The 13196-nt window shown below is 40.5% G+C and carries 19 protein-coding genes and 1 pseudogene; all 20 read left to right on the top strand.

Features of this window, described 5'->3' with window-relative positions:
* Positions 1–5 precede the first annotated feature (5 nt).
* The 20 genes and pseudogenes from AB6D58_RS01195 (at position 6) to AB6D58_RS01100 (ending at position 13076) form a co-directional block, all read left to right on the top strand.
* Entirely contained in the window at positions 6–458 is a 453-nt protein-coding gene (locus AB6D58_RS01195) for a hypothetical protein (protein ID WP_372156211.1), read from the top strand.
* 74 nt (positions 459–532) lie between these two features.
* Positions 533–802: a hypothetical protein gene (locus AB6D58_RS01190; protein WP_372156210.1), complete on the top strand. Its 270-nt coding sequence runs from the start codon at positions 533–535 to the stop codon at positions 800–802.
* Between the two features lie 95 nt (positions 803–897).
* The gene (locus tag AB6D58_RS01185) at positions 898–1194 is read left to right on the top strand and encodes a hypothetical protein (protein ID WP_372156209.1); all 297 of its coding nucleotides are present in this window, start codon (positions 898–900) and stop codon (positions 1192–1194) included.
* 386 nt (positions 1195–1580) lie between these two features.
* Complete coding sequence (locus AB6D58_RS01180) at positions 1581–2234, top strand: hypothetical protein (protein WP_372156208.1); 654 nt, start codon at positions 1581–1583, stop codon at positions 2232–2234.
* Between the two features lie 9 nt (positions 2235–2243).
* Positions 2244–2693, top strand: a complete 450-nt coding sequence (locus tag AB6D58_RS01175; RefSeq protein WP_372156207.1) for a hypothetical protein — start codon at positions 2244–2246, stop codon at positions 2691–2693.
* Complete coding sequence (locus tag AB6D58_RS01170) at positions 2690–3694, top strand: Abi family protein (RefSeq protein WP_372156206.1); 1005 nt, start codon at positions 2690–2692, stop codon at positions 3692–3694. Before AB6D58_RS01175 ends, AB6D58_RS01170 begins: the two co-directional genes overlap by 4 nt.
* Positions 3691–3966: pseudogene (locus AB6D58_RS01165) on the top strand (helix-turn-helix domain-containing protein); the annotation flags it as partial. The gene AB6D58_RS01170 and the pseudogene AB6D58_RS01165, both read left to right, overlap by 4 nt.
* 442 nt (positions 3967–4408) lie before the next feature.
* Complete coding sequence (locus AB6D58_RS01160; RefSeq protein ID WP_372156205.1) at positions 4409–4690, top strand: hypothetical protein; 282 nt, start codon at positions 4409–4411, stop codon at positions 4688–4690.
* A gap of 15 nt (positions 4691–4705) precedes the next feature.
* Positions 4706–5833: a hypothetical protein gene (locus AB6D58_RS01155; RefSeq protein WP_372156204.1), complete on the top strand. Its 1128-nt coding sequence runs from the start codon at positions 4706–4708 to the stop codon at positions 5831–5833.
* Between the two features lie 20 nt (positions 5834–5853).
* Positions 5854–6228: a hypothetical protein gene (locus AB6D58_RS01150; protein WP_372156203.1), complete on the top strand. Its 375-nt coding sequence runs from the start codon at positions 5854–5856 to the stop codon at positions 6226–6228.
* A gap of 15 nt (positions 6229–6243) precedes the next feature.
* On the top strand, positions 6244–6756 hold the full coding sequence (locus AB6D58_RS01145) for a hypothetical protein (RefSeq protein ID WP_372156202.1): 513 nt from the start codon (positions 6244–6246) through the stop codon (positions 6754–6756).
* A gap of 250 nt (positions 6757–7006) precedes the next feature.
* Positions 7007–7429, top strand: a complete 423-nt coding sequence (locus AB6D58_RS01140; RefSeq protein WP_372156201.1) for a hypothetical protein — start codon at positions 7007–7009, stop codon at positions 7427–7429.
* A 324-nt stretch (positions 7430–7753) separates the two neighbouring features.
* Positions 7754–8092 carry a hypothetical protein gene (locus tag AB6D58_RS01135; protein WP_229636389.1) on the top strand — a complete coding sequence of 113 codons (339 nt, stop codon included), beginning with the start codon at positions 7754–7756 and terminating at the stop codon, positions 8090–8092.
* A gap of 65 nt (positions 8093–8157) precedes the next feature.
* Entirely contained in the window at positions 8158–8901 is a 744-nt protein-coding gene (locus tag AB6D58_RS01130; RefSeq protein WP_372156200.1) for a hypothetical protein, read from the top strand.
* Between the two features lie 117 nt (positions 8902–9018).
* Complete coding sequence (locus tag AB6D58_RS01125) at positions 9019–9372, top strand: hypothetical protein (protein WP_372156199.1); 354 nt, start codon at positions 9019–9021, stop codon at positions 9370–9372.
* Between the two features lie 47 nt (positions 9373–9419).
* Entirely contained in the window at positions 9420–10253 is an 834-nt protein-coding gene (locus AB6D58_RS01120) for a hypothetical protein (protein WP_372156198.1), read from the top strand.
* A 403-nt stretch (positions 10254–10656) separates the two neighbouring features.
* Entirely contained in the window at positions 10657–10947 is a 291-nt protein-coding gene (locus AB6D58_RS01115) for a helix-turn-helix domain-containing protein (RefSeq protein WP_372156197.1), read from the top strand.
* Between the two features lie 87 nt (positions 10948–11034).
* Positions 11035–11877 (top strand): hypothetical protein, encoded by an 843-nt coding sequence (locus AB6D58_RS01110; protein ID WP_372156196.1) that lies wholly within the window; start codon positions 11035–11037, stop codon positions 11875–11877.
* A gap of 3 nt (positions 11878–11880) precedes the next feature.
* Positions 11881–12705, top strand: a complete 825-nt coding sequence (locus AB6D58_RS01105; protein WP_372156195.1) for a hypothetical protein — start codon at positions 11881–11883, stop codon at positions 12703–12705.
* A 14-nt stretch (positions 12706–12719) separates the two neighbouring features.
* Entirely contained in the window at positions 12720–13076 is a 357-nt protein-coding gene (locus AB6D58_RS01100) for a hypothetical protein (protein WP_372156194.1), read from the top strand.
* Positions 13077–13196 lie beyond the last annotated feature (120 nt).

Genomic DNA, 13196 nt, shown 5'->3' with positions numbered 1-13196 from the left:
TTATTTTGATTTCTAGAGTCGAGCTGAAAGGCAGTAGTAGTGGTACCCAATACCTTTCGTGTGCAATTAACAAGACCGATTTAAAACCATTCCTTGAACAACTTAAGGAGTACGTCGGCTTGGCAGCATATGACAGCATTGTGGAAAATAAACTGAAAAGAGATGGCGATGAATACCACATCACCGTCCTATACGGAGAAGAGCTTAAGTTGTTACGCGAAGATCAGCTAATAAGCTCTCTAGGAAGTGCAGTTGAGTTTAAGACTATCGGATTAGGCCTTGCTTCAAAAGAAGCGAATACGGCTTATTTTGTTACAGTTGAAAGCGAGGATTTGAACAAAATTCGCGATATGGGGAACCTTCCTCTAAAAGACTTACACATTACCCTTGGTTTTATTGGATCAGATGTACATGGTGTCCCAAAGGGGGCATCAACTCTGATCACTATTGGAAATTAAACTGATTACTTAACCCCACTCGGGCACTTCTACCCGAATGGGTGGTAGTGCCTAACAACCAGTAAGGAACTACCATGCTACACCTAGGCTTTTACAACCTACAATCGTATTTATCTAAAACACCCGCTTCAATTCTTCTCCCTGAGTTTACCAACCCTTGGGAAGATACTGAACCTACGATCAACATCGATGAATTACAGCAATACGTAACGAGTTTGCCTTACTATAAGATCTTCAATAGTTTGGGTGAATTTGCAGTTTCATCGCGGTCATGGGAAGACATCATTACTTCACATCGCAACAAGCTAAACACCGAATACGGAAACAAACTGCTCAAGAGTTAAAGAGCGAAGTTAGTTCAATCTTTCTTGCTGAACTGGAAAGAACCATTTCCTTTTTTCAGCATGAATACAAGGTCCACCTTAGAAGTAACCACAATTTGGATAAAGCGCTAATCTTAGCGACCGAGCAAAGAATTCAACTGAGCAATCAAGAGTTAGATTCAAAAAATTTACTCGATAGCAAATTTGAAGGATTAGTTCACCAAATTGCTGATGTTGTGGATGAAATTCGCTCATTCAACAACACAGCCATTCTTCGAACAGTAGAATTGAATAGTGACGAAGTACCATCCCACTTTCGAGAACTGATCGAGTACCCTCAACTAAAGCAAAGTCAGCAACAAAAACCACTTGATCGCATTTCAATGGTCAAAGCTATTTCTGCCTTAGTCTAATACCCTAAACCACTGCAGTCCGTCACCGGCTCAGTGGTTTTTTTTTATCCGTAGTATGGGAACTAAAGAGTTCGCACTAATTTATAAACATATACCAAGTAAAATAACGAGCATAGGTATTGTTTTATAGTCCAATGTAAAATGAATCAAGCCTTATCGTTAACTAAAGAGATCAACACCGAGTTTCCCACCTTACTCATAACTAACTGACTTAGCTCTATTTGTGACGTTGAGCTCTAGTCTTTTTGTGCAAACACTGCCATAATTACGCATTAATAGTAATAACATTGCGTTGGTAAGCAGCTTTGGACGGAAGACCTCTATCGAACAAAGAGCTAAAAAAATTGGTTACGAGCAACTTGAGCCGAGCGAACCCATGGACATTGGTGAACAAGCTTATTGTTCAATTGATGACGACTGCGGCTATGCGCGAAATAGAAATAGCCACGTTGGTTGTAAGCGACTTTATATCAGCAAACGGTGAATTGAATGAACTGTTCATTATCGATGCCGAACGAGCCTATAACGGGCGAGAAAGACCAATTCTATTTTCGCACGATGGATTAAAGCAGTCAGTTGAACAGTACATAACGTTACTCAAGAAAGAACAAGTTTTAACCTCTCCGCTTAACAGCTATTTGGGGTTGTGTCCTACAGCTCTATTTCTTGTAAACCCCGAAACGTTCAAGCCCTTCGGTGTCCAAAAGCGAGGGACAAAGGCTGGTGGAGCAGTCAATTACGCACCTTATACGCTCAACCGCTATGTTGATGAGCTCATAGCTAATGCTGGCCTGTCAGATATTGGTATCAAGAGGAAAAGTTTAACTCGACTCTATATTATTGAGGCTTACAAGTCTGATATCAGCATTAAGGATATTTGCCTCATGAGTGGGCTATCAGTGGATACAATTATGAAGGTGCTAGCAATGGATCTTGAACAATACTCCCCGCTAGTACAATGGTGGAACAAAAGAGAACGGGCAAAAGAAGCTCGAATAGACCGAATGAAGAAAGTTCGTCAATGGACATTTCGAGACTAGGGATAGGTTATGAGATATTTACTGACAACCGGGCATCGCATACCCAAATTCTATAAATCTGATGGTACAACTGTAGAAGTCGAATTGAACTACGTTGAAACCAAATTAATTTCATCCATTGATGAGAGTGGCAAGCTAACTCACAAGCAAGTCGGTGGAACACCACCTTGTACTGGAAACGTTTGGCTGGTGGACTCTGTAGATGAGTCGCTACACCGCTTAGCTGCGCATGATGTTTACCCGTTCATTAATAAAGCGGCAGCGAGGGAGAATGCTAAACGTTTGGGCTTGCAGTCGTTTAAGTACATTGCAGTACCCTTGAAGCGACAAAGGCCACCCGAAGGCAGCCTTTGTAAAACAATTACATCGTGTTTATCACCAGTTATCTGGGAGGGAACGCACAACGTGTATCCATCAACAATTATGAACTTAACAAACTATAAGTCAATAAAAATATGAAAGAGTTTATATCCTCACCACGCTTATCAACTTACAAGGGTCTTCTGAAACTAAAAACAGACGATCAGGCATTAAGGGCCTATTACTGGAATAAAGCACTGTCAGGAGCTCTTTATCCTGCCTTGCAAGCTTTAGAGATTACACTTCGAAACGCACTGAATGAAGCTGTTAAAAATAGCCTCTTAGGTAAATATGCCAATGATGACTGGTGGTTCGAACATGTTGCGATAGACGTGCAGAATATCAAGATCAACAAAATGAATCCATCAAAATCAAAACACTGGGTGAAGCCAGATGGTAATGGCGGCCTTATACGTAAACGACACAGCTATTTCGAACAACAAGTGTTGAAGGTTCAAAAAGACCTTAGAAACGAAGGACGATTACCTATACGTCATGATGATGTTATTAGCCGCCTAATGTTCGGTTTCTGGTGTGGATTACTTAGTAGTGATTTTGAGGATGTAACCAACAAATCATTATTGTGGCCAAACCTACTTAGTGACGTGTTCCCAAACACACCTCATAAACCCAAACGCACCAGGGTAGAAAAGTCATTAAATAAAATAAAAGACCTAAGAAATAGGCTGTCACATCACGAACCGATCTGGAAATTCTATCATTTATTAGCAGATGGCTCACCCGACTACACAAAGCCAATTGGTGGCCTCACTGCTAGCTTATCTTTGCTTAATAAAAGCTATGATGACATTTTGGAATTTATTCGTTGGATTTCTCAGGAACGATACGATGCATTTATAGATGCTAAGTTGGATGTAGAGTTTCGTAAGCTATGCACTCAGGATGGTTTCTATTCCTATGTCGATAAGTCAAAGGTAGAGAACACCATTGGTCGTAGTCGATTCAAGAGAGAAACACATAAGCATGTAAAGTCTATCCAAGAAAGTGGGGCTCAAGTTATTGCGGTCACTCGATCGAACAAAGCTCAATTCGTATTAGGGGTTAATGAACCCAAAGTGGAACTGGAAAAAATTGAATGACGGATAAACCGAGTAAAACACAAACTTCATTCTTACGAAGACTGCTTGTTGCGCACTTAATAGATTCAGGCAAGAACACTGTTACGCAAGTCATGGATGCGACAGGTATGCCTCGTAGAACTGCGCAAGATACTATCAAAGCTTTGAATGAGTTAGAGATAGATGTAGAGCAATACAATCGTGGTGAATATCGTATCAATAGTTGGGGTGCAGTAAATCGCAATTGGATAAAAAATAACTTTACGCACGTCTGTAGCGTGCTAAGCTATCCTCATTATGAAACTAGTGAGATAAATGAGATGTCCTACGAACAAGTTGTACATGATCAAACCCTATACTGTGCCTCTCAATCGCTTGATCTGGCAGTGAAGCTTTCCGTTTTATCGAGAGAACCCTACACCGATGAAAGAACGCGCAAAGCCAAGCAATTAGTGAAAATGATGAATAGCAACGAAAGTCGAATTGCCGCGTTACGTTATATGTATCGAACTGTCGAGAGATATGATCTTGAAGAGTTGATGTTCGAGCTTACCAACTTGAACATTGAAGATACATCAACGGCACTAAGTGAGCCTGAAGAATGGAAATCTGCTGTTGAAATAGCTGGTGGAAAGTATGAAGAAAAACCTTATGAGCCTTCTCGTACAGAACTTAATCAGTGGCGATTAAAGTTTCTAAGTGCAATCCAATCCAAGTAGAAAACAGCGAGTGGATATGATTATTCAAAGAGTTACGGGTAGCAAATCATGTCGAAGTTATAGGGCTATGGCCATCGATCCAAAATCCATAGCAGCTATAACATTACTGGACCCAATGGAGTTCGATGGTGAATACGGATGTACAATTACATTTCACAATCCTGTTTGTGTTGGTATTGATGAAAATCAGAATCCAATCATGGAACGCGTCATTATTGCTGATGGAAAAATAACCTATCTGGCAAAAGACGCTGGACTAGACCCAGACGATGAGCTCATGGATAGAGACGCAACTTAACGTAGGAAAAAGAAAATGCAGTTACCCTCAGCAAAGAAAGCGAGATTGAGCGCAGAAGCGATAAGCAAGTCGTTCAATTTTGAAGCTAATGAGTCTAGAGCGATAATAGCTCAAATATTCAACTTTAATAGTTGGGAGCAGCTAATTAAAAAACTCCAAAATGTAGAAGATAAGGCTTTAAGTAACACTGAAGAACACCACTTGAACGAAATATTTGTTCATCGTTTAAGCGACATAGTTGGCATTCCACTGAACAGAAACCTGCAAGAGTTGCTTTCAAAAATGTCTCCTTACAGAAAAAAGCCATCACCCTACAGATTCGACCTGAATTTTATAAACGATAGTAGCTCCGATACTTTGATTGATTTTGCTGAGATTCTAGAGCAAATAGGTATGGCTCATGAATCCGGAAATGCTGATGAAGCGATGATGGATTCACTCAAAGAAATGGTTAAGCATTTTGGAGGTAAAGAAAGTGATGAAATACTCTCCCTGCTCGATAATACCAACTTTGACCAGTTGCAGAACATGATGCGAGAAACGCACCCAATTAATGATGAACTTGTGTGCAACGCAATCGCTAATTTTCTTTCTGTAGATTTTGATTATATTGAAGAACCAAACAGTTTACGAGTCGCAGAGTATTATGATCAACACGGTGAACCTAACCCTCTCTATCTAACTTCGATGGTTGCTTCACCTGGCGACTCTGACGACTCGGCATACCTTGATCTTGTCAAAAAGATTGAAAACGATTGTGATATGAATTTTGAAAAACCTATGCTGATCAATGGAACTGTAACATTCAAAGAGATCGATAATAAAACCTATGCAGTCGTTGGACTCTGGAATGACGGTCTTGAATGGCATTGGATATTCCTCGGGAGTGGTATTACACCGTGGCAGCAAAAACAACTATTCTCAGCCTCGACCTTGGACAATCTAGAAAACAGTTTAGATAAGGTTCCACTACCAGATGAACTGTCAGTCCCAATCCAGAATGGTCACCCTATCCATTTAATCTGGCATTGCATGGTGAAACCTTCAGAAAGCCCGATTCATACCCAAGATGGTGAGCTCGGAATCAAGATAGACAATAGGTATGTCATTTCTGGAGTAACTGGGTGGCAGTCCTTTGTTTAGCAATAATAGGAAACATCGTAATGAAGATATCAACCTTGTTTCTACCCTTAGTGTTGCTTTCAACAGGGGTGCAGGCAACGAGTTTAGACCTCGATTCGGTAACGGAACTAGCCGACTCAATATGCGGAATGTTCGTTACGAGCGGTTCCTCCATGAAAGAGTCTGTGACGTTGGAGCGTGATCAGATTCCAGATGAGTTGCTTGAAGAACTTAAGGCAGAACTAAGCGAGCAATTTGACGATGTGATAATTACCAACGAGTCAGTAACGTTTAAATCAGAGTCTTATACGGGTATTCCACAAGAAGATCTGGCAGAGCATAATTCGAACGTGCAAGAGTGTCGTAAGAAAGTGGGTTTGGCGGCTATAAATCAGCAAATCCAACAATCGAAGTAACGTGGGAAAATCGTAATGAGCAAGAAATCTGATCACAGTTTGCTAACTGAGAAACTGGAAGTGTCTATAGTCGCGGGGTCATACTTCCTGTGGGACAGAGTGCCTGTTGACGAAATCAAGGAAACACTGAAGGAAATTGAAAAATTACCAACGCAGCTATTAAAACAGTGGCAAATAGAGCTTCATTTGTTCACTGAGAGTTGCAAGAAAGGCGAGATTAATTTTTTAGTTTTCACAGACTCTTTCATTCCTGTTTACATCTCCTCTTACGCAGCTGACGGATTCAGTTCGGATTCGTATGATGCGAAACTAGCGATTAAAATGTACGGGAATCATGAGAGTAAGATTGATGAGCAAGACATACAAGAAGAACTGAACCAAATAACGGCATTGTTTAATGAAATTGACAGGCAAAAGGAAACATTTTCAAGCCTGGTAAAAGTGGGCGGTTGGAATGAAAATGAGCAAGGCTTACTTGCTTTATCCTACGTATATTCAGACGAACATACCGCAAAACTTGACTCATGATCTCATATTTAAAGCAAGTAGGGGCTGTCCTATAGCCTCAGTCAAGAAGGAAACATCAATGCTAGATAGAGATAGTTACGAGCCATTGCGGATCTGGTCATATAGCCGAGCTGCTGAAGGCAAAAAAACAGTCCCCAAATTGGTTAGAAAGCTATTTGCTCGTACTCAGATACATCGATCTTGGTTACAAGGCGATACTGGCTCATTTTTGTTACCAGTTTTAGAACGAACTTAAAGTGGGAAACATCAAATGATAGAGGAAACTGTAGAGTCATATCGTCAATATTTGTCGGAAAAGGGAGAGTTGGATAGTTACCTTAAAGGAGCAATTAATGCGACAAAGGAAACTTGGTGTGATCATATCAAATGTGCTCTGCGTGAGACTGGCAACAAATCAGATAGTAGTGATGTTCGTGCAATCATATTAAATGGTGAGTACCAAGAGTTAGTTGCTAAATATCGTTCGCTGAGTAATTTTGATCTGGATGTTCTGTCGTCTCTAGAGAATATGGCAGGGTACGGCCATGAATATCTTTTGAGCATTTTTTCTGGTGTATTTTTGGATGAGGCCGTAGTTGTTAAAAACGATGGAAAAATAGAAACCATTAACGTTGTAGGCATGGAGGAAACTGGTCTAGCAAGCGGCATCGAAGATTTCGAAAAAGCCAATTAGGAAGCATATCAATGTTTATATATTCAAAAACAAAGCCCTTGGAACGAATAGCAGAATACGGTTCATGGGCATGGGTAAAGTCCAATTGGAAGCCATTAATATTGCTATCTATTTTCTATGTGGCAACAGGGATAGTTCATAATTATTGGTTCGATAACAGAGGCACTATTTTATCCTTTGGGGTTTATTACCGATCTTGAGTTTTATTTCTATAATTTGGAACTCATTCGCTAAATTTACCTTTGGTGTTGTAGCATTACCTGAGTTGTTAAGGCTCTTTTATGTGGCACGAAACGAAAAAATTTAGAATAGGAAATTAAAACAATGATACCTAACTACGATCCACGCGAAGCTTGGTTAACCAAGACATGGAATCTGGACTCAGACGATTTGTTTGAGCGTTTTGGTTTCAATGATGGTGCGTTATTCGAAGATTTGGCAATGGCTGAACATATGACGATGCCTAAGCAGCAAGAGATTTTAAAGCTAGTTGTTGAGCATTTACTGCTACCTAAAATTGAATATGTAATTGAGCTTTATGATTGGAATACTTCTCATAACAGAGTGCGTTTGGATGATCGACACAAAGGCACATTTGAGCGTGTTGAGATCACGGTGACAGGCGAGCAGATTTTCCAACTATTGGACAATCATTGGAACTAGAAAACAGGGTTTTACTGTAAAACTCTATAATGGGAAAAATGACTCGTAATTTCAAGGATTGGTGAATGACTGAAAATAGGTGTTTTTTTAGTGGTTTAGAGCTTAAAAAGTTCGCCCAAAAACTAGAGTGTGATTGGAGGGGGATTAAGTATCTGGCTGGAAGATGTGGGCTTTCTGCGGGGGCGTTACGGGCATTGCTTAAAAACCCTGACGTTAATAGCGATACATTTGAACATGCTGTTTTTGTCGCGGGGTACACCGTAGAAGTGAGCGACTATCCCACACCTGATGTTCCGAATGAATACGAGCTGTATTTTGATGTTGAGGGTAGCTCAATTTGTGGTGGGTGGGCCTATGTAATCGATAAACGCACCTCTACAAAAACCGCCCAAGACCTTATTGACGTTATGAATCCTGACACAATAGAGGGCATGACCGTTCTCGTTTGTCCAGAACGAACACTGGCGCTATTCACCACCAACAACAAAACGTTCATACACAGCTATGAATGCTCTTGGGTTCACTACGCTAAGTTAAAACGGTTGTTATCTAACTGGCTGCAAACTGTACCAACTAATCGCGCCATTTACCCTATTGATATAACAGGTTCAGTTAAGTCACTCGTTGAAGATCTCCTTGAACTGCAACGAGTCGTACCAAGTGGGCATAGTCGAGAATATTACTTACTGCTAGATGATCTTGATAACGCTATGCGAAACTCAATGTGTGATGCTTTAGAGGATGTTTATCATGAGGGCGTTGCTATTCAAGGTGTCGAAAATTACCTTAATACCATACTCAGTCAATGAGCATTATCAAGTAGGAAACTTAAAATGACTGAAACTGAGCAAAAAGAAGTCTTTGAAAGTGGTGCGAGTGCTGCCAAAACCGCTCTAGATTAAGTATTCGAGGTAAGGAAAGTTAGAATGAATCAGATCCCGATAGAATATTGGAACTCAGAAGACAAAAAGTGGGACTCTCACCGAGCGTTTAAGACGACTAAACACTGGCATGTTTCTTACAACGGTACAGGGGCAGAATCAGAATCAGAATCAGAATCTTGCGATCTTATGATTGTTGAATGTGATAACGGCAAACGATACTTCATCGAGGACAATTGGGGTGGTGATGCCAAAGGGCATCAAGAAGTGTTTAATCCAACTCAATTTGACTCATACCCAACGTTCTTTAACACATTCGATGACGTTAATCAGCGAACCGCAGAGATCGTAGCAAGTAACACTGGGGCAGACGTAGCTAGTCTATTGATTAGGGTTTAACTGCCTCTTAACCGATATTGGAAACAATAATCATAGGAATATAACCCATGAATTTGAAAACTTATGAAGATGAATACGGACCCGATTATGAGAGAGCATACGAAGCAATAGAGGATGCGACACTAAGCGATGGTTTAAGCGATTACATTGATGTACTGATCCCTATATTCAATAAGCGACTACCTAGCTTCTCGTTTTTGGCCTATTCAGAAAGAGTTAATTATGAGACGTGCAAGCACTTTGTCAAATGCATGACACCAAAATCTTTAAAAGTAGACTTTTACGCAGAAATATCGAGTTCTCATTCCAAGTATATTTCATTTGAATTTCGCTTATGCAAGCATGATCGGTGCGCGATGATCGGGAGCAACATTTTTAGTAATAAAGGTATAATTGTTAGTGGGGAGACATCAGAACTGCCTATGATGCTAGAAGCCTTGCTACAAGCCTTAAATGACAGTTTTGTTGAAATTAAGGGCTATTGTTTTCCCGTAGCATCACCGCCAACCGACACTAAACGAGTTCTTATATTTAGTCCTTATTATTTTGTTTATTATGACTCAAAAGGAACCGTAAGGCATGACTATAGCAATCTACCGTTTAAATTGACTACTACTCAAGATTCCGATCTAGGGATTTACAGTTTGATAGCTTTATCTCAAGAGGTATCGGACAAGATAGAAAGAGTCGATAAGCACGCTGAGGATGTAGCCCGATACATTGAGGTGAACAGAGCACCGGACAGTATTACCATGTCCTGTATTACTAAATTCCTGCGAAAAGAATACGCAAAGCCATTCCAAGGAGATAAAGGTTCGGTGGCTCATCTTAAATGGATAGAAGAACAATTCAAAAAGGCGTTTAACGTGAGAGTTTGTTAGGGGCGGGGGTTTTGTTAGCCTCTGTACAATATTTGTGGCGATCAAAACGTAAAAAATGCGACTGAGGGGGATTGTTCTCACCGCTATATCGATAATTTAAGCATTCAATAAAACACAGATAAAAGTTCAAGAAATGACATTGCTGCACTCACCAATAGCACGACTAAGGCTAACTTATTAGCGAGTTGAGTTAGGGCTACCGAATAATTCATACCCATAACACAAAACAAACAGATTGCACAAAGTACAGTTAACATAATCACTCTCCCTTAATATCGAATCAAATTCAAGATACACGAAGCTATGTGGTTGAAATTCAATTAGGGAGACGATTTTGCGTGATTGGGATCAATTGCTCTAACCTAGAAATGAAAATCACCTAAAACCAGTAATTGAGATTGAAATGATTGAGAAACCAAGCAAAACCCAAACTTCTTTTCTAAGGCGGCTACTAGTGGCTTACTTAATTGATACGGGCAAAAATACAGTACCGCTAGTGATGGATGCGACTGGTATGCCGCGAAGAACAGCGCAGGATACGATCAAAGCGCTTCATGAAATTGAGATTAAAGTCGAACAATTTAATCGCGGTGAATACCGAATTGAAGATTGGGGTGCAGTAAATAGAGATTGGATAAAAAATAACTTTAAGCACGTGTGTGGCGTGTTATCATATCCATATGAAATGGAATGAATGATTAATAGAAAATGCCGTTAGGTCGGCTTAGAAAAAAGCTAATTTGGAAACCGGTGACTTCTCATATCATAAGGAGATTTGTTTATGACTTTCGATTATGACGCATTTATGCGTAAGCAGGAAGAGTTGCGGATTGAGGCGGAACATCAACAGCGCAAAAAAGAACAAGACCGACTTAAACGCATTGAATCCATTGAAACACCGGAAGGCACTGTCGTAACTATCGATGGTTATCCCATGACGCTTCGTAGAGGTTCACGTATCGGTGTTGAGGACATAGATCGTTTAGAGTCCGTTCTTACCAAGGCTACAGGCATTAAAGGGATTCTGTTTAGCTTAATATCATCTAAGTACGAGTACAACTATTATCACCCTGACTCAGTGTTATTGTTCAACGAGGAAGTGCACAGCTCTGAGAGAAATTTACCTTTTCAATACGAGCCTGAGCAGATTATCGGTTTATGGAATGGTCAGTGTGTTAATGATTTATTATTGATCCTGGTTAATCACCTGAGAACCATAAAAACAGAGCAAGTTGTTAATTTTGAGTCTTTGTTGTACACCTCGATCATCCCGCTTCAATCTCGAAGATTCGATGAGAAAACCCACAAAAACATTAGAGTCGGCTTGGTAGAATCAAGAAGGTTTCAGTTTTTTATTGACCGTCAAGGCCGAGGTTTATTTATTACCCCAGAGGACGTTTATCACCGTGACATTAAGCATGCAGCTCTTGATAAGGGTGCAGCTCTGATCACCAACAATCGTGAAGAAGCCGAAACCCTTCTTGTGATATTTCATGCCTGCAACTACGGGACAAGGTACAGCCTGAATAATGAAAATGGTTGGGTTAACGAATTTTTGAATAAAATTAGAGTTATTAACTCACTGGATATGGCCGTATCCATGATGGAAAATGAGGATATATAAACAGTGAATCATCCAGACACAATTTGCGGGTATCCATTCATCACAATCCGGACGTTTTTGAGGCTGTATGCTCATGGCGAGTATCATTTGCAATGTTCTGAGTTTTTTGAAAATTCAGGTCTATCGATAACTGAATGCCGTGAATTGGCGATGGATCTCTATCGCAATGGTTACTTGGACGTTCGCCACAATCGGCACAAAAACATAGACACGAATGATTGGTTGTACGGCCTAGAAGCGACGCCATCTGGCAGAGCCCTAGCGATGAAAAGTATGACTAAAAGAATGGGTCGAAAGGCCATAACCAAGCTTGCGAAAACAGTTATGGCGAGAGCTTCAGAGGTTAATGAGTGGCCGTGTTTTATCTATACCATAGAGCGCATATACGTTTTTGGGTCCTATCTTGATAATAACGCAGTTGATTTTGGGGATATTGATTTAATCATTCAGTGGGGAGACAAGACGGAGTTCCTCGGTAGTGAGTGTGTTATGGCTAAATCAGGTGGCATTGCTACGAATGATGTTATTAATGTATTTGGGCAAGATTATGATTCATTGCATAAAAACATTAGTTTGAGGTCAGATAAGTTATATGAACTGAAGGAAAGAGGTAAAATAAGCTACCGAATACCCAAGGGTGGCATGTATGACTGGTTGGCTTGGGATATCAAAGCAGTACAGCACCATGTGAAACGTAACAATCACAGAATTAGTATTCACTCCATGCCCGAATTTAAGGAATTGACTACCGATAAAGCGCTTCTGATCTTCGATAAGGCTCACGGTGGGGTGCTGGAAAAGCCTGTCCCTTACACAAATGAAACTTGATATAGGAAACATCGATGACAGGATATGAACTAATCGCCAGTGAAAGGCAAAGGCAAATTGATGTGGAGAATTGGTCTGAAGTACATGATGACCAACACGGTTCCAAAGTATTAGAGTTGGCTGCATATTGTTATCGTGATGCCGCCAATACTGATAGTGATCTACAAGATTGCTGGCCATGGTCTCCAATGTTGTGGAAGCCTAAAGATCGCAAACGCAACTTGGAACGAGCTGTAGCACTTTATCAAGCCGCAGCTGATGCGGCGGAAAGAGCTGGGTCTTATGACGAAAAGAGAAGGCTGCTCGGTCAGGTCAATAGCTGTGCAATTTTACTCGACAGCATCATCCAGCATGATGGTAGCCAGAAATAACCCTCGCTCACTAACCTGCTGCTCACAGCACCAGAAATTATTGATATGGCCGGTTATGGAATGTTGACAGCTTCCGCACTTGTTAACCTTATTGGCTATTACATGCTTAAGACAAAGAGA

Source organism: Vibrio sp. 10N.239.312.D08, from assembly GCF_041466145.1.
Classification (GTDB): domain Bacteria; phylum Pseudomonadota; class Gammaproteobacteria; order Enterobacterales; family Vibrionaceae; genus Vibrio; species Vibrio crassostreae_C.
Note: the sequence above shows the minus strand (reverse complement) of the source record. Positions and strands in the feature narration are given on the sequence as shown.

Bases quoted from the DNA above. Each gene is read 5' to 3' on its own strand.
- AB6D58_RS01190 (WP_372156210.1), top strand. From the start codon at position 533: ATGCTACACCTAGGCTTTTACAACCTACAATCGTATTTATCTAAAACA.
- AB6D58_RS01175 (WP_372156207.1), top strand. From the start codon at position 2,244: ATGAGATATTTACTGACAACCGGGCATCGCATACCCAAATTCTATAAA.
- AB6D58_RS01170 (WP_372156206.1), top strand. From the start codon at position 2,690: ATGAAAGAGTTTATATCCTCACCACGCTTATCAACTTACAAGGGTCTT.
- AB6D58_RS01160 (WP_372156205.1), top strand. From the start codon at position 4,409: ATGATTATTCAAAGAGTTACGGGTAGCAAATCATGTCGAAGTTATAGG.
- AB6D58_RS01155 (WP_372156204.1), top strand. From the start codon at position 4,706: ATGCAGTTACCCTCAGCAAAGAAAGCGAGATTGAGCGCAGAAGCGATA.
- AB6D58_RS01150 (WP_372156203.1), top strand. From the start codon at position 5,854: ATGAAGATATCAACCTTGTTTCTACCCTTAGTGTTGCTTTCAACAGGG.
- AB6D58_RS01145 (WP_372156202.1), top strand. From the start codon at position 6,244: ATGAGCAAGAAATCTGATCACAGTTTGCTAACTGAGAAACTGGAAGTG.
- AB6D58_RS01140 (WP_372156201.1), top strand. From the start codon at position 7,007: ATGATAGAGGAAACTGTAGAGTCATATCGTCAATATTTGTCGGAAAAG.
- AB6D58_RS01135 (WP_229636389.1), top strand. From the start codon at position 7,754: ATGATACCTAACTACGATCCACGCGAAGCTTGGTTAACCAAGACATGG.
- AB6D58_RS01130 (WP_372156200.1), top strand. From the start codon at position 8,158: ATGACTGAAAATAGGTGTTTTTTTAGTGGTTTAGAGCTTAAAAAGTTC.
- AB6D58_RS01125 (WP_372156199.1), top strand. From the start codon at position 9,019: ATGAATCAGATCCCGATAGAATATTGGAACTCAGAAGACAAAAAGTGG.
- AB6D58_RS01120 (WP_372156198.1), top strand. From the start codon at position 9,420: ATGAATTTGAAAACTTATGAAGATGAATACGGACCCGATTATGAGAGA.
- AB6D58_RS01115 (WP_372156197.1), top strand. From the start codon at position 10,657: ATGATTGAGAAACCAAGCAAAACCCAAACTTCTTTTCTAAGGCGGCTA.
- AB6D58_RS01110 (WP_372156196.1), top strand. From the start codon at position 11,035: ATGACTTTCGATTATGACGCATTTATGCGTAAGCAGGAAGAGTTGCGG.
- AB6D58_RS01100 (WP_372156194.1), top strand. From the start codon at position 12,720: ATGACAGGATATGAACTAATCGCCAGTGAAAGGCAAAGGCAAATTGAT.